Annotated in this window: 19 protein-coding genes and 1 tRNA gene; 12 read left to right on the top strand and 8 right to left on the bottom strand. The window is 70.3% G+C overall.

What is annotated here, in order from left to right:
• Positions 1-59: 59 nt before the first annotated feature.
• From MW290_RS16475 to MW290_RS16460, 4 genes are read left to right on the top strand one after another with little or no spacing between them, the layout of a single operon-like run.
• Positions 60-935 (top strand): NAD kinase, encoded by an 876-nt coding sequence (locus MW290_RS16475; RefSeq protein WP_250198800.1) that lies wholly within the window; start codon positions 60-62, stop codon positions 933-935.
• A 5-nt stretch (positions 936-940) separates the two neighbouring features.
• A complete protein-coding gene (recN, locus tag MW290_RS16470; RefSeq protein ID WP_250198799.1) occupies positions 941-2,668 on the top strand; it encodes a DNA repair protein RecN in 1,728 nt (575 codons plus the stop codon).
• Between the two features lie 43 nt (positions 2,669-2,711).
• Complete coding sequence (rapZ, locus tag MW290_RS16465; protein ID WP_250200028.1) at positions 2,712-3,611, top strand: RNase adapter RapZ; 900 nt, start codon at positions 2,712-2,714, stop codon at positions 3,609-3,611.
• A 3-nt stretch (positions 3,612-3,614) separates the two neighbouring features.
• Positions 3,615-4,232: an LON peptidase substrate-binding domain-containing protein gene (locus MW290_RS16460; protein WP_250198798.1), complete on the top strand. Its 618-nt coding sequence runs from the start codon at positions 3,615-3,617 to the stop codon at positions 4,230-4,232.
• 4 nt (positions 4,233-4,236) lie between these two features.
• Here the strand turns inward: MW290_RS16460 and mutY are convergent, their stop codons facing one another.
• The 3 genes from mutY to mutM form a co-directional block, all read right to left on the bottom strand.
• Positions 4,237-5,346: an A/G-specific adenine glycosylase gene (mutY, locus tag MW290_RS16455; RefSeq protein ID WP_250198797.1), complete on the bottom strand. Its 1,110-nt coding sequence runs from the start codon at positions 5,344-5,346 to the stop codon at positions 4,237-4,239.
• 36 nt (positions 5,347-5,382) lie between these two features.
• A complete protein-coding gene (locus MW290_RS16450; RefSeq protein WP_250198796.1) occupies positions 5,383-7,431 on the bottom strand; it encodes a dynamin family protein in 2,049 nt (682 codons plus the stop codon).
• 115 nt (positions 7,432-7,546) lie between these two features.
• Positions 7,547-8,380 carry a bifunctional DNA-formamidopyrimidine glycosylase/DNA-(apurinic or apyrimidinic site) lyase gene (gene mutM / locus MW290_RS16445; RefSeq protein ID WP_250198795.1) on the bottom strand — a complete coding sequence of 278 codons (834 nt, stop codon included), beginning with the start codon at positions 8,378-8,380 and terminating at the stop codon, positions 7,547-7,549.
• A gap of 1,351 nt (positions 8,381-9,731) precedes the next feature.
• Here mutM and MW290_RS33295 point away from each other — a divergent pair.
• The 8 genes from MW290_RS33295 (at position 9,732) to MW290_RS16405 (ending at position 14,886) form a co-directional block, all read left to right on the top strand.
• The gene (locus MW290_RS33295) at positions 9,732-10,367 is read left to right on the top strand and encodes a tetratricopeptide repeat protein (RefSeq protein ID WP_375142956.1); all 636 of its coding nucleotides are present in this window, start codon (positions 9,732-9,734) and stop codon (positions 10,365-10,367) included.
• A complete protein-coding gene (locus MW290_RS16435) occupies positions 10,364-10,894 on the top strand; it encodes an outer membrane lipoprotein LolB (protein WP_250198793.1) in 531 nt (176 codons plus the stop codon). Before MW290_RS33295 ends, MW290_RS16435 begins: the two co-directional genes overlap by 4 nt.
• Positions 10,895-10,946: 52 nt before the next feature.
• Positions 10,947-11,807: a 4-(cytidine 5'-diphospho)-2-C-methyl-D-erythritol kinase gene (gene ispE, locus MW290_RS16430; protein WP_250198792.1), complete on the top strand. Its 861-nt coding sequence runs from the start codon at positions 10,947-10,949 to the stop codon at positions 11,805-11,807.
• A 33-nt stretch (positions 11,808-11,840) separates the two neighbouring features.
• Positions 11,841-11,917, top strand: a tRNA-Gln gene (locus MW290_RS16425).
• Between the two features lie 71 nt (positions 11,918-11,988).
• Positions 11,989-12,936 carry a ribose-phosphate pyrophosphokinase gene (locus tag MW290_RS16420; protein ID WP_250198791.1) on the top strand — a complete coding sequence of 316 codons (948 nt, stop codon included), beginning with the start codon at positions 11,989-11,991 and terminating at the stop codon, positions 12,934-12,936.
• A 112-nt stretch (positions 12,937-13,048) separates the two neighbouring features.
• On the top strand, positions 13,049-13,690 hold the full coding sequence (locus MW290_RS16415) for a 50S ribosomal protein L25/general stress protein Ctc (RefSeq protein ID WP_250198790.1): 642 nt from the start codon (positions 13,049-13,051) through the stop codon (positions 13,688-13,690).
• 87 nt (positions 13,691-13,777) lie between these two features.
• A complete protein-coding gene (gene pth / locus MW290_RS16410) occupies positions 13,778-14,458 on the top strand; it encodes an aminoacyl-tRNA hydrolase (RefSeq protein ID WP_250198789.1) in 681 nt (226 codons plus the stop codon).
• Positions 14,455-14,886: a hypothetical protein gene (locus MW290_RS16405; protein WP_250198788.1), complete on the top strand. Its 432-nt coding sequence runs from the start codon at positions 14,455-14,457 to the stop codon at positions 14,884-14,886. The genes pth and MW290_RS16405 overlap by 4 nt, the downstream gene beginning before the upstream one ends.
• Positions 14,887-14,991: 105 nt before the next feature.
• On the opposite strand, the gene MW290_RS16400 is transcribed toward MW290_RS16405, so the two are convergent.
• Genes MW290_RS16400 through hisA form a run of 5 tightly spaced genes read right to left on the bottom strand, consistent with a single transcriptional unit; the run spans position 14,992 to position 17,903 of the window.
• Positions 14,992-15,243 (bottom strand): YfhL family 4Fe-4S dicluster ferredoxin, encoded by a 252-nt coding sequence (locus tag MW290_RS16400; RefSeq protein WP_250198787.1) that lies wholly within the window; start codon positions 15,241-15,243, stop codon positions 14,992-14,994.
• A gap of 26 nt (positions 15,244-15,269) precedes the next feature.
• Positions 15,270-15,773, bottom strand: coding sequence for a pantetheine-phosphate adenylyltransferase (coaD, locus tag MW290_RS16395; RefSeq protein ID WP_250198786.1), 504 nt, complete (start codon positions 15,771-15,773; stop codon positions 15,270-15,272).
• 54 nt (positions 15,774-15,827) lie between these two features.
• Positions 15,828-16,403 (bottom strand): 16S rRNA (guanine(966)-N(2))-methyltransferase RsmD, encoded by a 576-nt coding sequence (rsmD, locus tag MW290_RS16390; protein ID WP_250198785.1) that lies wholly within the window; start codon positions 16,401-16,403, stop codon positions 15,828-15,830.
• Entirely contained in the window at positions 16,400-17,161 is a 762-nt protein-coding gene (gene hisF / locus MW290_RS16385) for an imidazole glycerol phosphate synthase subunit HisF (protein WP_250200027.1), read from the bottom strand. Before hisF ends, rsmD begins: the two co-directional genes overlap by 4 nt.
• Before the next feature lies 1 nt (position 17,162).
• Positions 17,163-17,903 carry a 1-(5-phosphoribosyl)-5-[(5-phosphoribosylamino)methylideneamino]imidazole-4-carboxamide isomerase gene (gene hisA / locus MW290_RS16380; protein ID WP_250198784.1) on the bottom strand — a complete coding sequence of 247 codons (741 nt, stop codon included), beginning with the start codon at positions 17,901-17,903 and terminating at the stop codon, positions 17,163-17,165.
• Between the last annotated feature and the right edge of the window lie 19 nt (positions 17,904-17,922).

Here is a 17,922-nt window from a genome sequence, read left to right as displayed (position 1 = left end):
TTGTACGGAAGAGGCCTTCGCCACGAGGCCGCCATGCGGTGATGGTGTAATCCTTCGCCATGGGCAACCGCTTCAGACATGCAGCCATCGTGGGCAAATTCCAGGCCCAGGGCATGCGCGCGCTGCTCGAGGAGATCGCGCAGTTCCTGCTGAGCCGCGGACTCGAAGTCTCGATGGAGCGCGCCACCGCCAACAACACCGGCATGGCCGCCGAATACGGCGCACTCACGCCCGCCGAAATGGGCCAGCAGTGCGACCTGGCCGTGGTGGTCGGCGGCGACGGCACGATGCTGGGCATCGCCCGCGAACTGGCGCGCCACAACATCCCGCTGGTCGGCATCAACCAGGGCCGGCTGGGCTTCATCACCGACATCACGGTGGCGCAGTTCCGCGAGGCGCTGGCGCCGATGCTGGACGGCGACTACGAAGAAGAACACCGCAGCATGCTGGGCGGCGGCGTCTGGCGAGATGGCCGGCCGATCTTCGAAAGCATGTCGCTGAACGACGTGGTGGTGAGCCGCGGCGCCACCGCCAGCATGGTGGAGCTGCGCATCCACATCGGCGAGGAGTTCGTCGCCAACATGCGGGCCGACGGGCTGATCATCGCCTCGCCCACCGGCTCCACCGCCTACGCGCTGTCGGCCGGCGGGCCCATCCTGCACCCGGGCATTGCGGGCTGGGTGCTGGTGCCCATTGCTTCGCACACCTTGTCCAACCGGCCCATCGTGCTGCCCGATGCGGCCGAGATCACGGTGGAGATCGTCGCCGGCCGCGACGCCTCGGCCAACTTCGACATGCACAGCCTGACCAGCCTGCTGCACGGCGACGAGGTGCGCGTGCAGCGCTCGGCGCACAAGGTGCGCTTCCTGCACCCGCGCGGATGGAGTTACTACGCCACGCTGCGGCGCAAGCTGCGCTGGTACGAAGGGGTTTGACACCGATGCTGCGCCGCCTGGCTCTGCGCGATTTCGTCATCGTGCCGTCGCTGGAGATCGACCTCCAGCCCGGCTTCTCGGTGCTGACCGGTGAAACCGGTGCCGGCAAGTCCATCCTGATCGATGCGCTGCAGCTGGCGCTGGGCAGCCGTGGCGACGCCGGCGTGGTGCGCGAAGGCGCCGCCCGTGCCGACATCACCGCCGAATTCGATCTGCCGCCCTCCCTGGCCGGCTGGCTGACCGAAGCCGGCTTCGACGGCAGTGCCGACGACGGCGTGCTGTTGCTGCGCCGCTCCATCGACGCGCAAGGCAAGAGCCGCGCGTGGGTGAACGGCCATGCCGCCACGCTGGCGCAGCTGCGCGAAGCGGCCGAGCACCTGCTGGACATCCACGGCCAGCATGCCTGGCAAAGCCTCACCCGCCCGGCCGCCGTGCGCGCGCTGCTGGACGCGCAGGCCGGCCTGGTCACCCAGCCGCTGACCGACGCCTGGACCGCGATGCGCACCGCCGCCGACGCGCTGGACGCCGCCCGCGCCCAGCGCGACAGCATCGAGCGCGAGCGTGAGCGCCTGGCCTGGCAGATCGGCGAGCTGGACAAGCTGGCCCCCGGCGACGACGAATGGGATGAGCTGAATGCCGAGCACCAGCGCGCCTCCCACGCCCAGGCGCTGCTGGACGCAGCCCGCCAGGCGCTGGACGCGGTGGCCGACGCCGACACCAGCGCCGACGGCCTGACCTTGCGAGCGATCGACGCGCTGGGCGACGTGGTGCACCACGACGCCCGCCTGGCCGAGGTGATCGAGGTGCTGCGCGGCGCGCAGGCGCAACTGGAAGACGCTGCCCACACCTTGCATGGCTACCTGGGCCATACCGAAGTCGACCCGCAGCGGCTGGAGCAGCTGGACGCCCGCCTGGGCGCCTGGATGAGCCTGGCCCGCCGCTACCGCCGCGCGCCGGCCGAGCTGCCCGCGCTGCTGGCCCAGTGGCGCAGCGAACTGGCCGCGCTGGACGCCGCTGCCGACCTCGAAGGCCTGCAGAAGGCCCATGCCGATGCCCAGCGCCGCTACCAGCAGGAGGCGGCCAAGGTGAGCAAGGCCCGCGCCGCGGCCGCCGGCCCGCTGGGCGATGCGGTGACCCGCGCGATGCAGCAGCTGGGCATGGGCGGCGGCCGCTTCGAGGTGGCGCTGCTGCCGCAAGAGGCGCCGCAGTCGTACGGCCTGGAAGCGGTGGAGTTCCGCGTCGCCGGCCATGCCGGCAGCACGCCACGGGCGCTGGCCAAGGTGGCCTCGGGCGGCGAGCTGTCGCGGCTGGCGCTGGCCATTGCCGTGACTACCGCCGCCCGCGACGATGAAGGCGCCGGCACGCTCATCTTCGACGAGATCGACGCCGGCGTGGGCGGTGCGGTGGCCGACACCGTCGGCCGGCTGATGAAGCAGCTGGGCCAGCGCCGGCAGGTGATGGCCGTGACCCACCTGGCCCAGGTGGCGGCCTGCGCCGACCATCATTTCGTGGTGTCCAAGGCGGCACAGCGCGGCATCACCACCAGCGACGTGCAGCCGGTGGCCGGCGAGGCACGCGTGAGCGAAGTGGCCCGCATGCTGGGCGGCGAGCGGCTGGCAACAAGCCTGGCCCACGCCGAACAATTGCTGGCCCAGGCTGCAGCGCCGGCCGTTGTGGCCGATGATGTAACGGCCGCTCCCGGCAAGCCCACCCGCAAGCGCTCACGTGCCTGAAGTCACCGCCACCCCCGCCGACGCCACACCGCCCCCTGACACCATGCGCGAGGTGGTGTTGATCACCGGCATCTCGGGCTCCGGCAAGTCCGTGGCCCTGCATGCGCTGGAAGATGCCGGCTACTTCTGCATCGACAACCTGCCGCCGGAGCTGCTGCCCGATTTCCTGCGCATCGAACGTGACCGCTCCGACCGCCGGGTGGCGATCGCGGTGGATGTGCGCAGTGCCGGCTCGCTGCCGCACCTCCTGCCGCTGATCGACCGGCTGCGCGGCGAAGGCGTGGGCATCCGCTCGCTGTTCCTGGATGCCAGCACCGATGCGCTGGTGCGCCGCTTCTCGGAAACGCGGCGGCCGCATCCGCTGTCCACCACCGCGGCGCCTGCGCGCGCCGGCACCGACCCGTCCGACCCTGCCAGCGACGGCCGCCGCGCGCTGGTGGATGCGATCGAGCTGGAGCGCGAGCTGCTGGGTGAGTTGCGCGAGGTGTCCACCGTCATCGACACCAGCCAGCTGCGCCCGGCCCAGCTGCGGCTGTGGCTGCGCGACCTGGTGGGCGCACCCCACGGCGGCCTGACGCTGGTGTTCGAGAGCTTCGCCTTCAAGCATGGCGTGCCGCTGGACGCCGACTTCGTGTTCGACGTGCGGGTGCTGCCCAACCCCTTCTACATCCGCGAGCTGCGCCCCTTCACAGGCCGCGATGCCGGCGTGGCCGACTACCTGGCCGCCCAGCCGGAGGTGCCCGAGATGCTGTCGCAGATCGGCGACTTCATCCTGCGCTGGCTGCCGGCCTTCGAGAACGACCAGCGCAGCTACCTCACCGTGGGCATCGGCTGCACCGGTGGCCAGCACCGCTCGGTGTACCTGGCCGAGCAGTTGGCCCGGCGCTTCCGCGGCCACTGCGCCACGCTGCTGCGCCACCGCGAACTGGACGCCCGGGAGTAGCCCATGACCGTGCTGCCGCTGTTTCCGCTGCAGACGGTGCTGTTCCCCGGCGGGCGCCTGAACCTGAAGGTGTTCGAGGCGCGTTACCTCGACATGGTGGGCGACTGCCTGCGGCAGGGCCGCCCGTTCGGCGTGGTATGCCTGCAGTCGGGCGGCGAGGTGCGCCGCAAGGACGGCGGTGGCAGCGGCGCCGTGCGCTTCCACGACACCGGCGTGCAGGCCCACATCGACGAGGTGGACGCCGAGCAGGCGGGCATCCTGCACATCCGCTGCAGCGGACGTGAACGCTTCGAGCTCACCCAGCCGCGGCAGCAACCCGACGGCCTGTGGCTGGCCGATGCCGAGCTGCTGCCGGCCGACACGCCCGCCACGCCACCCGAAAGCACCGCGGCCACCGTGCAGGCACTGCGCGACGCCATCGAGGCGATGCGGCGCGAAGGCGCCGAGCCCTTCATCCCGCCCTACCAGTTCAACGATGCCGGCTGGGTGGCCAACCGCTGGTGCGAGATCCTGCCGATCAGCCGGCCCGCCAAGCAGAAGCTGATGGCGCTGGACGACCCGGTGGCGCGGCTCAAGCTGGTGGACGAGTTCCTGCGCGACCAGGGCGTCGTCGGAAGCTGAACCCTCAAACCACCAGCAGCTTGCGGATCGGTGCCGGCAGGCCCATCGTCGCGGCTTCGGCCAGCGTCACCCAGCGACCGGCGGGCAGCGCGGCGGCCACCTCGGCGAGGGCGGCCGGGCCCAAGGCCGCCGGCAGTGCATGGCGGTAGGGCTGCAGCGCCCAGTCGAAATGCGTGAGCACATGCTGGAAGGCGGGCAGCGCCTCGCCCTGCCCCGGCCAGTGACGGCCCAGGCGCTGCGGCTCGCTCAGGTCGTCGTACAGCGGCAGCGTCCACAGCCCGGCCCAGACGCCGGTCGCGGGCCGCTGCACCAGCCACACCCGGTCGGCATGCTGCAGCCACAGCAGCGCGTTGCTGCGCGCACTGCGCTTGAGCTTGCGGGTCTTGACCGGGTAGCGCTCGGGCTGACCCTCCTTCTGTGCCACGCACACCGGCTGCAGCGGGCACAGCAGGCACTGCGGCCGGCGCACGGTGCAGATGGTGGCGCCCAGGTCCATCAGGCCCTGGGTGTAGATGTCCATGTGCTGCTCGGGCAGCAAGGCTTCGGCCAGTTGCCACAGCGCGCGCTCTTCTTTCACCGAAGCCAGGTCGCCGCCGAAGCCCAGCGCCCGTGACAGCACCCGCTTGACGTTGCCGTCCAGGATGGCGGCGCGCTCACCGAAGCAGAAGGCCGCGATGGCGGCGGCGGTGGACCGACCGATGCCCGGCAGCGTGGCCAGCAGCGCGCTGCTGGGCGGAAAGGTACCGCCGTGCTCGGCCATCACCGCCTGCGCGCAGCGGTGCAGGTTGCGGGCGCGGCTGTAGTAGCCCAGGCCGCTCCACAGGCCCAGCACGTCGTCCAGCGGCGCGGCGGCCAAGGCCGCCACATCCGGAAAGCGGGCCAGAAAACGCGGGTAGTAGTCCAGCACCGTGGACACCTGCGTCTGCTGCAACATGATCTCCGACAGCCACACCCGGTAGGGGTCGCGGGTGTGCTGCCAGGGCAGGCCGTGGCGGCCATGGGTGCGCTGCCAGCCGATGACGCGGGCGGCGATGTCGGGGGTGGGTACGGCAGCCGGCGGGAGGGTCGCGGGGGACGTGGCGTTCAGGGCGGCGGCGGGAACAGCGGCATTCATCCCCGCATCATCCGATACGGCGGCACGCGCACCGGATCAGGCACCGCCCTTGCGCCCGCGTCCAGCGGCCGAACGCACCAGCGTCAACGGTGGCGCGGCGTCCCGGCGCTCGGGCAGCGCCAGCGGAATGTCCACTTCGGCCACCGCGTTGTTGAGCATCAGCGCGCGCAGGCCCACGGCCTGCGCATGCACCTGCTCCGCCAGTTGCTCCCAGTGGCGGTGCTGGGTTTCCAGCTCCTGGATGCGAGTGGCCAGGTCGCCGGCAGCGCTGTGGGCGCGCTCCAGCGTCTCGCGCCGGCGCTGGAAGCCGCGGCGCCGGTCGCGCATCTGCATGTCGGCCTGCACCGTCAGCGCCTGGCTCCAGCGCTCGGTCTCGGCCGCGGCCAGCTCGAAGATGACTTCCAGCTTGCTCACCAACATGCGGCGGAACTGTTCCATCTGGCGGGCGTCGCCCAGCCGCAGCGCATAGGGCAGGCCCAGGTAACGGCCGTAGTTGCGCTCGATCAGGTCGATCTCGCCCAGCGCGCGCAGATGCGTGGGCGCCGCGCCCGAAGCCAGCGCAAAGCCGAAATCGGTGTTCAGCTGCTGGTAGCTGGCGGTGAGCATGGCCTGCGCCTCCGCGCCCAGCGCGGCCGCGCGCTCCAGCCGCTGGCGCAGCCGCGTGCACAGCTGGGTGAAGGCCTTGCGCGCGCCCAGCTTCAGCAAGCGGCCGGCCGACTCCAGCTGCATGCGGGCCACTTCCTCACGCAACTGGGTGGCCGACAGCAACTGCACCGCGTCTGCCACCAGGCGGCTTTGCACCGAGCGCAGCGCCGCCAGGCGGCCGGTGCAGCGCTCGAAGTCCTGCGCCTCGGCGTCCAGCCGCTCCAGCGTGCGCTGCACCTTGCTGGCGCTCTTGCCGCGCACGTCGCGCAGTTCGGTGAGCTGCTCATGCAACTGCCGGCGCTGGTCGGCCACCCGGCGGCTGGCCTGTGCTTCCACGGTGGCGGTACCGCTCAGCACCATCTCCGCCAGCACCTGGCGGCGGCGCGGCAGCAGCTGCGTCACCAGCGCATCTTCCAGCGTGGCCAGGCCGCCAGTGGCGGAGGCCGCGGCATCCGCCAGGCCGCCGTTGGCGATGCGGGCCACCAGCGCCTGGCGGGCCGAGACGGCATGCACCGCCGACGGCGGCACGCCCAGCATCTCCGCCACGCGGGCGCACTGGCCTTCCACCTGCCCCTGCACCTCGGCCGGCGTCAGCAGCGGGTCGGCCAGGGTGTCGATCTTGTTCAGCACCACGTAGCGCGCCGGGCCGTGGCCACCCAGGTGGTCGTGCCACACGGCCAGCTCCGACTGGGTGACGCCGGTGTCCGCCCCCACCACGAAGACGATGGCATGCGCGGTGGGCAGCAGCGACAGCGTGAGCTCGGGCTCCGCGCCCACCGCGTTCAGGCCGGGCGTGTCCAGCACCACCAGCCCGCGGCGCAGCAGCGGGTGGGGGTAGTTGACGATGGCATGCCGCCAGGCGGGCACGTCCACCAGGCCGTCGGGGCGCAGGCGGGCGCCGCTGGCGGCCTCGGCCGTGTCGGCCGACGGCGCCAGGCCCAGCGCGCGGGCCTCTTCCAGCGACACGGCCTTGGTGCGCGTCAGCTCCTTCAGCGCCTCGGCCACGCGGTCGGGGTCGGTCACGTCCAGCCGCAGGCGCTTCCAGCGGGCCGACTGGCCACGCAGCTCGGCCAGCGGCGCCGGCTCCAGCCGGGTTTCGATCGGCAGCAGGGCCAACAGCGGCGGCAGCGCATCGTCATGGCCCAGCTCCACCGGGCACATCGTGGTGCGGCCAGGCGTGGCCGGCAGCATGCGGCGGCCGGTGTCGGCAAAGAAGATGGCGTTGATCAGCTCGGACTTGCCGCGCGAAAACTCGGCGACGAAAGCCACCACCAGCTGCTCGCTGGCCAGGCGCTGCCGCATGGTGCCCAGCAACTGCAGCAGGCTGTCGTCCAGCAACTCGTGGCTGCCCAGGGTCTGCTGGAACGCTGCCACCTGACGGGCGGCGTCCTCGCGCCAGTCGGCGAGGGCGTCCAGGTGGTGGGCAAAAGTGAACTCCATCAAAACTTCAGCAGCGGCAGCAGCAGTGAAATCGATGCTAGCGCAGGGGGCCTTGCCTGCCGAGGGGTTTGGCTACTGCTTGCTACCGCAGGCTGCTAAAGCCTTGAGCGCCGGGCTAGCGTTTCTGGCATACCGCACAGTAGAAAGTGCTGCGCTGTGCCTGCACGATGCGCCGTACCGGGGCACCGCAATTGGGGCAGGGCTGCCCTTCGCGGCCGTACACACGCGCTTGCAATTGGAACTGCCCGTCCATGCCGTGGGCGTCGCGAAAATCCCTCAAGGTGCTGCCGCCCAGTGCCAGCGCGCGGCTCAACACGTCGCGCACCGCCGCCAGCAGCCGCGCCGCCCGGGGGCGGCTGATGCGGTCAGCGGGCGTGCGCGGGTCGATGCGGGCTTCGAACAGCGCTTCGCACGCATAGATGTTGCCGGCGCCCACGATGATGTCGCCTGCCAGCAGCGCGGCCTTGATCGGCGCCCGGCGACGCTGCAGCTCGGCATGGAACAGGGCCGGCGTCAGCGCCTCGTCGAAGGGCTCATGCCCCAGCGTCGCCAGCAGCTTGGCGGCCATGCCGGCATCGATGGCCGGCGACCACACTACCGCACCGAAGCGCCGCGGGTCGGTCAGGCGCAGCACGCCCAGGCTGGTGTGCAGCTCGAAGTGATCGTGCTTGCCAGCCTCGCGCGCGGGCGCGGGCAGGAAAGCGAGCGAGCCCGACATGCCCAGGTGCATCAGCAGCCCGCCCGCCGGCTCAGCCGGCAGCTGCAGCGGCAGCCACAGGTACTTGCCGCGGCGCACCGTGTCGCCCACCGTCGCGCCCACCAGCTCGGCCGGCTCCCGGCCCAGCGGCCAGCGCAGGGGCGCGCCCATCAGCAGCCTTTCCACCCGGGCGCCGGCAATGCGGTCGGCAAAGCTGCGGCGCGTGGTTTCCACTTCCGGCATTTCAGGCATGGCGGCTGCTGGCCATGGCCGGTGCCATGTTTTCTTGCAAGGACATGCACCGATTGTGGAGCGCCCCCGCTTCACCAGCCGTTGACACGGCCATGTCTAGAATCCAACGGCTCAAGGAGTCGCGATGCTTGCCCTCTCACCGCGGTGGCGTGCCGCAACCCGCCACGCGCTAGCCGCAGCACTGCTGGCCGCGGGCGTCGTTCACGCGCAAAGCCCTGCACCGGCCGCCCAGGCCGCCCTGCCCGCTGCGGCCGCCGCCTCGGCGCCCGACAACTCTGCGCTCGACGCGCCCCTGTTCTATCAACTGTTGATCGGCGAGATCGAGCTGCGCAATGGCGAAGCCGGCACCGCCTACCAGGTGATGCTGGACGCCGCCCGCCGCTCACGCGACGAGCAGCTGTTCAAGCGCGCGGTCGAGATCGCGCTGCAGGCCCGCGCCGGTGACCAGGCGCTGTCGGCCGCCAAGGCCTGGCGCATCGCCGCACCCGATTCGGCCGAACCGCTGCGCTACCAGGTGCAGCTGTTGATGGCGCTGAACCGCGTGCCCGAAGTGGCCGAGCCGCTGCGCGAGCTGCTGGCGCAGACGCCGGTGGTGGAGCAACCGGGGCTGATCTCCTCGCTGCCGCGCTTCTTCCAGCGCAGCACCGACCGCAAGCAGGTGGTCGACCTGTTCGAGCAGGTGCTGGCCCCTTACCTGGAAGCCAACGGCACCCGCGCCTCGGCCCGCGTGGCCCTGGCCCGCGCCTGGCTGGCGGCTGGTGACAGCGGCAAGGCACTGGCCCTGGCCCGCCGCGCGCAGGTGGACGACCCCAGCTTCCCCGGCCCCGCACTGCTCGCGCTAGAGCTGCTGCCCACCCAGCCCGAGGCGCAACGCATCGTCGAGAGCTACCTCAACCAGCCGAAGGCCGAACCGGCGGTGAGGCTGGCCTATGTGCGCGTGCTCAGCGGCGCGCAGCGCTATGCCGATGCCGCCCGCCAGCTGGAGATCGTCACCCAGGCGCAGCCCGAGCAGCCCGGCCCCTGGCTGACGCTGGGCGCGCTGCAGCTGGAGCTGCGCCAGCCGCAGCAGGCGCAAGCCTCGCTGGAGCGCTTCATCAGCCTGCGCCAGGCGGCCGCCGCCGCGCCGGCCGGCGCCGCTTCGGGACCCGCTCTTGGCCCCCAATCCAGCGCCGCTGCCGATGGCCCGGACGATGACGACGCCCAGGGCAGCGACGCACAAGGCGACCTGGCGCAAGCTTGGCTGTTGCTGGCCCAGGCCGCCGAACAGCGCGGCGACCTCAAGGCCGCCGATGCCTGGCTGGCCAGGATCGACAGCCCGCAGCGCGCCCTGGAAGTGCAGGCGCGCCGCGCGATGCTGGTGGCGCGGCAGGGCCGCATCACCGAAGCGCGCGCGATGATCCAGGCCATCCCTGAGCGCAGCCCTGACGACGCCCGCGCCAAGCTGCTGGCCGAATCGCAGATGCTGCGCGAGGTTAAGCAGTGGCAGGCCGCGCACGACGTGCTGGCCGCGGCCGCCGCCCGTCAGCCCGAGGACGCCACGCTGCTGTACGAGCAGGCCATGATGGCCGAGAAGCTCAACAAGCCGGCCGAGATGGAACAGCTGCTGCGGCGGGTGATCAAGCTCAAGCCCGACCATGCCCATGCCTACAACGCGCTGGGCTATGCGCTGGCCGATCGCAACCAACGCTTGCCCGAGGCGCGCGACCTGATCGCCAAGGCGCTGGCGCTGGCGCCGGGCGACCCGTTCATCACCGACAGCCTGGGTTGGGTGGAATACCGCCTGGGCAACCGCGAGGAGGCGCTGCGCCTGCTGCGCTCGGCCTACAACGCCCGCCCCGACCCCGAGATCGCCGCCCACCTGGGCGAGGTGCTTTGGGCGCAGGGCGAGCGCGACGAGGCGCTGCGCCTGTGGCGCGATGCCCAGCAGCGCGACGCCGGCAACGAGGTGCTGCGCGAGACGCTGGCCCGATTGAAGGTGAACCTGTGAAGCTCATCGCCACTGCCCTGCTGTTGGCGGCCTTGCTGGCCGGCTGCGCCAGCGTGCCGCCGGCCGACCCCAGCGCCGCCTCCATCAGTGGCCGGCTGGCCGTGCAGGTGGCCCAGCCGGTGGACGGCACCAGCGAGCCGCGCAGCATGAGCGCCGCCTTCGAGCTGCGCGGCGACGCGCGCCTGGGCGAGCTGAACCTCAGCGGCCCGCTGGGCAACACGCTGGCGCAGGCGCGCTGGCATGACGGCGAGGCGGAACTGCTGACCACGCAGGGCGCCCGCAAGTTCGCCAGCCTGGACGACATGTCGCAGCAGATGCTGGGTGAGCCGCTGCCGCTGGCCGCGCTGATCGACTGGCTGCGCGGCCGACCCTGGCCCGCCGCGCCCAGCTACGCCAACGACGCCGGCTTCCAGCAACTGGGCTGGCAGATCGACCTGCGCCGCTATGCCGAAGGCGCCCTGGTGGCCGAGCGCGCGAGCCCGCCCACCACGGTGCGCGTGCGCCTGGACAAGCCCGCCGCACCATGACCGTGGTGCGGCCACAGCCCACCCGGCGCCTGCGCCGGGCCGGAGAACCCGCGTGAGTCTTTCTTCGCTGCTGGACGTGCCTGCGCCGGCCAAGCTGAACCTCTTCCTGCACATCGTCGGCCGCCGGCCCGATGGCTACCACCTGCTGCAGTCGGTCTTCGTGCTCATCGACTGGGCCGACACGCTGCACTTCGAGCGCCGCGCCGACGGCCAGCTGCGCCGCCACGACCTCGGCCCCGCGCTGCCGGCCGACGACCTGAGCCTGCGTGCAGCCCGGCTGCTGCAGGCCCGCAGCGGCTGCACGCTGGGCGCCGACATCTCGGTGGACAAGCAGGTGCCCTGGGGCGCCGGCATGGGCGGCGGCAGCTCCGACGCCGCCACGACGCTGCTGGCGCTCAACCGCCTGTGGGGCCTTGGCTGGAGCCGCGCGCAACTGCTGGCGCTGGCGCCCGCGCTGGGCGCCGACGTGCCCTTCTTCGTGGGCGGCGACAATGCGTTCGTCGAGGGCATCGGCGAGCAGTTGAGCCCGATCGAGGTGCCGGCCCAGCGGTTTGTTGTGGTCAAGCCACAGGCCTCCCTGGCCACCGCCGAAATTTTTTTGCATCCCTTGCTGACACGCGACACAAAGCTGTCTATACTGCGAGGCTCACTTGCAGACACCGCCTTCGGTTGCAACGACTTACAGCCACCCGCTGAAGACCGTTGCGCTGAAGTAGCCCAAGTGGCTAAGTGGCTGACAGACCGCTTCGGCAACAGCCGGATGACGGGCTCAGGCAGCGCAGTGTTCGCAAGAGTGGATTCAGGCATGAACGCCTCGCCTTCGGCGATAGACCTGACGGATCTTCCGTCGGGTTGGGTGGGTCGGGAATGCCGAAGTCTGGCCAGTCACCCCCTGCGGGCCTGGGCAGATTGAGTTGAGGGTGGTAGCGCAAGCTGCAACCTGTGTAGGGGAGTCGCCAAGTTGGTTAAGGCATCGGATTTTGATTCCGACATGCGAGGGTTCGAGTCCTTCCTCCCCTGCCAAACATCTTTCTTCCGCTGATCGCCGTCTCGTTCATCTGCCGTCGCCAGGGTTCGCCGTGCTCTTCAACACCATGCTCTTCACGGGGAACGCGAACCCCGTGCTGGCCAAGGAAATCGCAACCCACCTCGGCATCGAGCTCGGCAAGGCCGTTGTCGGCCGCTTCTCCGATGGCGAGGTCACGGTCGAGATCCAGCAGAACGTCCGCGCCCGTGACGTCTTCGTCGTGCAGTCCACCTGCGCCCCGACGAACGAGAACCTGATGGAACTGCTGATCATGACGGATGCGTTGAAGCGCGCCAGCGCGCGCCGCATCACCGCCGTGGTCCCCTACTTCGGCTACGCACGGCAAGACCGCCGTCCGCGTTCCACCCGGGTGCCCATCAGCGCCAAGGTCGTGGCCAACCTGCTGGAAACCGTCGGCGTCGAGCGCGTGCTCACGATGGACCTGCACGCCGACCAGATCCAGGGCTTCTTCGACATCCCGGTCGACAACATCTACGCCTCGCCGGTGCTGCTGGCCGATGTGCAGGCCAAGCGCTACCCCGACCTGGTGGTGGTGTCGCCCGACGTCGGCGGCGTGGTGCGCGCCCGGGCGCTGGCCAAGCAGCTGGGCTGCGACCTGGCCATCATCGACAAGCGCCGCCCCAAGGCCAACGTGTCGGAAGTGATGCACGTCATCGGCGACATCGACGGCCGCAACTGCGTGATCATGGACGACATGATCGACACCGCCGGCACGCTGGTGAAGGCGGCCGAGGTGCTGAAGGAACGTGGCGCCAAGAGCGTGTACGCCTACTGCACCCACGCCGTGTTCTCGGGCCCGGCGATCGACCGCATCCAGAAGTCGCAGCTCGACGAAGTGGTGATCACCAACACCATTCCGCTGTCGGAAGCCGGCCAGGCCTGCAAGAAGATCCGCCAGCTGTCGGTGGCCTTCCTGTTCGCCGAGACCATCCGCCGCATCTCGGACGGCGAATCGGTGACGTCGCTGTTCGCCGAGCAGAACAGCAACTTCTGACCCTGATCCGGGCACGGGCCGTTCGCGGCGCGTGCCCTTTTCGTTGCGAGCCTTCGTGGCCCGCTCATCCAGGCGCCTGGTCGCGGGCGCCTCACTTTTTTGGAGTGAAACCATGAAATTCGTCGCTTACGAGCGCACGCTGCAGGGGACCGGAGCGAGCCGCCGCCTGCGTATCGCCGGCAAGGTGCCGGGCATCGTCTACGGCGCCGGCGAGCCGGCCCAGATCGAGCTCGATCACAACGCCCTGTACTTCGCGCTGAAGAAGGAAGCCTTCCACTCGTCCATCCTCGAGATGGAACTGAACGGCAAGACCGACAAGGTGCTGCTGCGCGACTTCCAGGTGCACCCCTGGAAGCAGCTGGTGCTGCACGTCGACTTCCAGCGCGTGGACGAGCGCACCCGCATCAAGAAGAAGGTGCCGCTGCACTTCATCAACGAAGAAAACTCGCCGGCCGTCAAGACCGACAAGCTGCTGATCAACCACGTGGCCACCGAACTCGAGATCGAGTGCCTGGCCGCCCAGCTGCCTGAGTTCATCACCGTCGACCTGGGCACCCTGGAAAAGGGCCAGTCGCTGCACGTGAACGACCTGAAGCTGGACAAGAACGTCAAGGTCGTGCTGCGCGGCAAGAAGAACCCGGTGATCGCCTCCGTGGCGGCCCCGGTCGAGGAAGAAGAAGTGGCACCCGTGGCCGTGGCGCCGGTCGCCAAGGGCAAGGCTGCCAAGAAGAACGAGAAGCAGAACAAGAAGTAAGCTGCAGCGGCCCGCGGGCCGCTTCTGCCGAGCTCTGCCGCTTGCCAAGCCCCGCCCCGTGCGGGGCTTTTGCTTTGTGGATTGAAGATGATCAGACTGCTAGTTGGCCTGGGCAACCCGGGCGCTGAATACGACGACACCCGCCACAACGCCGGCTTCTGGTGGATCGACACGGTGGCGCGCCGCCTGGGCGCGACGCTGCAGTACGAGCGTGGCTACCACGGCCTGGTGGCGCGGGTGAACCGGCCCTTGCCCGGCATCGAAGGCCCGATCTGGCTGCTGGAACCGCAGACCTACATGAACCTGTCGGGCAAGTCGGTGGCGGCGCTGGCGCGCTTCTACAAGATCGCGCCGGAAGAAATCCTGGTGGCCCACGATGAGCTGGACCTGCTGCCCGGGCAGATGAAGCTCAAGCAGGGCGGCAGCCACGCCGGTCACAACGGCCTGCGCGACATGATCGCGCAACTGGGCAGCGCCGCCTTCTGGCGCCTGCGCCTGGGCATCGGCCACCCTGGCCACAAGGCCGAAGTGGTGCACTACGTGCTGAAGAAGCCCTCGCCCACCGACCGCAACGCGATCGACGACTGCGTGACCAAGTCCACCGATGCGCTGGACTTGCTGCTGGCCGGCGAGATGGAGCGGGCGATGATGAAGGTGCACGCCAAGCCGCCGCGGCCCAAGCCGCCGAAGCCGGCCCGCCCGCGGGAAGCGGGCCAGCCTGCCGCCGAGGCCGCACCGCCCTCACCGCCACCCACGGATACGCCATGAAGCCTTCGCTGCCCCGGCTGTTGAAGTTGTCTCCCGCGCTGTGCGCCCTGAGCCTCCTGACCGCCACGGCAGCCGAAAGCACGGTCTACCGCTGTGGCCCGCAAGGCAACCACTATTCGCAGCTGCCCTGCCAGGACGGCCGCGCGTTGACCCTGGACGATGCCCGCAGCGAGGCACAGCGCAGCGCCGCCGAGCGCAGCATCCAGCGCGACCAGGCGTTAGCCGATCGGCTGCGCGAGGAACGCCATGAACGGGAAGCCGGCTACGCTACGGCCGGACGCGGCCCCGGCGCCATCCGCGGCGTGCCGGCAGAGCAGCCTTCGGCCTCACGCCTGGCGGACTGGCAGCGCGCCAATGCCACCAAGCCGAAGCCGGCGAAAAAGCAAAAGAAGCAGAAGCAGCCGAGCCTGACGAGCGCCAGCGGCTGACCGCCCGATCTCGGGGAAACGCCCGCCAGCCGGCGCGGGGCCGCCCCAAGGCGGCTGGCGACCCTCTCGGAGGGTGGCGTCACGCGTGGCGTGGCGCCGGGTGCGTCATTCAGCCGCCTGCAGCCGGCGGTACTTGGCCCAGAGCGACTCCTGGGCCTCGACATGCTCGGGGTTCACCGGGATGCATTCCACCGGGCACACCTGCACGCACTGCGGTTCGTCGAAGTGGCCCACGCACTCGGTGCAGCGCTGCGGATCGATGACGTAGTACGCCTCGCCCATCGAGATGGCCTGGTTCGGGCACTCGGGCTCGCACACATCGCAGTTGATGCACTCGTCGGTGATCATCAGGGCCATGGGAAACCTGCGTCCTCGCTTCGGTATCAGGTGCGCGGGTGTGCCACGCGGTGTTTCAGTCGTTCGAGCACCGAGGGTGCCACGAACTTGGAGACATCACCGCCGAGGGTGGCAATCTCGCGCACGAAGGTGCCGCTGACGAACTGGAACTGGTCGCTGGGCGTGAGGAACAGCGTTTCCACGTCGGGCATGAGCTGGCGGTTCATGCCGGCCATCTGAAACTCGTACTCGAAGTCGCTGACCGCACGCAGGCCACGCACCACCACGCTGCCGCCGTGCTCAACCACGAAGTCGCGCAGCAGGCCCTGGAAGCCGATCACTTCCACATTGGGGTAGGCCAAGGCCAGTTCACGCGCGATGTCCAGCCGTTCTTCCACGCTGAACATGGTGCGCTTGTGGTGGCCGGCGGCCACCGCCAGGATCAGCCGCTCGAACAGGCGGCTGGCGCGGCGCATCAGGTCTTCATGGCCCAGCGTCATCGGGTCGAAGGTGCCGGGGTAGACGGCAGTCAGTCGCTTCGCGGTGGTCACGCGGCACTCTCCTGGTTGGCGAACCCGAACCTCAGGCAGGTCGGGGCGCGCAGTTTAGCCATCACGCTGCAGCAGCTGGGCGTGCACCGCCCCCGCGCGCAGCTGGCGGTGCAGGCGGAAACCGGCGGGCGCCTCAGCCAGGGCCTCGCCGCTTTCCAGGTACAGCCAGCCGGCCGGCGCCACCAGCGGTGCAGCGGCGGCCAACGCGGGCTCCGTCAGGCCAGCGTCGAAAGGCGGGTCGAGCAGCACCAGCTGGAAGGCGCCCGCCGGGCCGCGGGCCATCCAGGCCAGCGCATCGGCCTGGTGGATCTGCAGCGCGGTGGCCGAGAGGCGTTGCTGCGCCTCGCGCAGCACCCGCAGCAGGTCGCGGTCACGCTCCAGAAGCGTGACCTCGGTGGCGCCGCGGGAGGCCGCCTCGAAGCCCAGCGCGCCGCTGCCGGCAAAGGCGTCGAGCACGCGCCAGCCGCTGAGGTCGCCGCCCAGCCAGTTGAACAGGGTTTCGCGCACGCGGTCGGGCGTGGGCCGCAGGCCGGGCTTGTCCAGCACCGGCAGCTTGCTGCGCTTCCATTGGCCGCCGACGATGCGCACTTCGTGCGGCGGCGCGCGGCGCGCCGGCGCCTTGGCCGTCATGTGCGAACGGGGATGCCCCGTGCGGCCATCAGCGCCTTGGCCTCGCCCACGGTGTGCTGGCCGTAGTGGAAGATGCTAGCCGCCAGCACCGCATCGGCGCCGCCTTGCTGGATGCCTTCACACAGGTGCTCCAGCGTGCCCACGCCGCCGGAGGCGATGACCGGCACGTTCACCGCATCGGCCACCCCGCGGGTGAGCGGCAGGTTGAAGCCGGCCTTGGTGCCGTCGCGGTCCATGCTGGTGAGCAGGATTTCGCCGGCGCCCAGCGCCGTCATGCGCTGGGCCCACTCCACCGCATCCAGGCCGGTGTTCTTGCGACCGCCGTGGCTGTAGACGTCCCAGCCGCTGCCGTCTTCACGGCCCTTGGCGTCGATGGCCACCACGATGCACTGCGAGCCGTACTTGTCCGACGCGTCGCGGATGACCTGCGGATTGGCGATGGCCGCCGAGTTGAAGCTGACCTTGTCGGCACCGGCATTGAGCAGCCGCCGCACGTCGTCCACGGTGCGCACGCCGCCGCCGACGGTCAGGGGGATGAACACCTGCGCGGCCACCGCCTCGATCATGTGCAGGATGAGGTCGCGGCCGTCGGAGGTGGCGGTGATGTCGAGGAAGGTGAGTTCGTCGGCGCCCTGCTCGTTGTAGCGGGCGGCGATTTCCACCGGGTCGCCCGCGTCGCGCAGTTCCAGGAAGTTGACGCCCTTGACGACGCGCCCGCCCGTCACGTCCAGGCAGGGAATGATGCGTTTGGCCAGCACGTCAGGCCGCCAGTTCATCGGCGCGGCGCTGGGCTTCGGCAAAGTCGAGCGAGCCGGTGTAGATCGACCGGCCGCAGATCACGCCTTCCACGCCTTCGCTTTCCACGGCGCACAGGCGCTCGATGTCGGCCAGGTCGGACAGGCCGCCCGAGGCGATGACCGGGATGCTGAGCGCCTGCGCCAGCTTGACCGTGGCCTCGATGTTCACGCCGCTGAGCATGCCGTCGCGGCCGATGTCGGTGTAGACGATGGCCTCGACGCCGTAGTCCTCGAACTTCTTGCCGAGGTCGATGACTTCGTGGCCGGTGAGCTTGCTCCAGCCGTCGGTGGCTACCTTGCCGTCCTTGGCGTCCAGGCCCACGATGATGTGGCCGCCGAAGGCGCTGCAGGCGTCTTTCAGGAAGCCGGGGTTCTTCACCGCGGCGGTGCCGATGATCACGTACGACAGGCCGTCGTCCAGGTAGCGCTCGATGGTGTCGAGGTCGCGGATGCCGCCACCCAGCTGCACCGGAATCTCGTCGCCCACCTCGGCCAGGATGGCCTTGATGGCCGGCTCGTTCACCGGCTTGCCCGCGAAGGCGCCGTTGAGGTCGACCAGGTGCAGGCGGCGGGCGCCCGCGTCCAGCCAGCGGCGGGCCATGGCGGCGGGGTTCTCCCCGAAGGTGGTGCTGTCGTTCATGTCGCCTTGCTTGAGGCGGACGCACTTGCCGTCTTTCAGGTCGATGGCCGGGATGAGCAGCATGACGGGTTCAAAGGAGGAG

The organism is Aquincola tertiaricarbonis (assembly GCF_023573145.1).
GTDB lineage: Bacteria > Pseudomonadota > Gammaproteobacteria > Burkholderiales > Burkholderiaceae_C > Aquincola > Aquincola tertiaricarbonis_B.
This window is presented reverse-complemented; position numbering and strand designations above follow the sequence as displayed.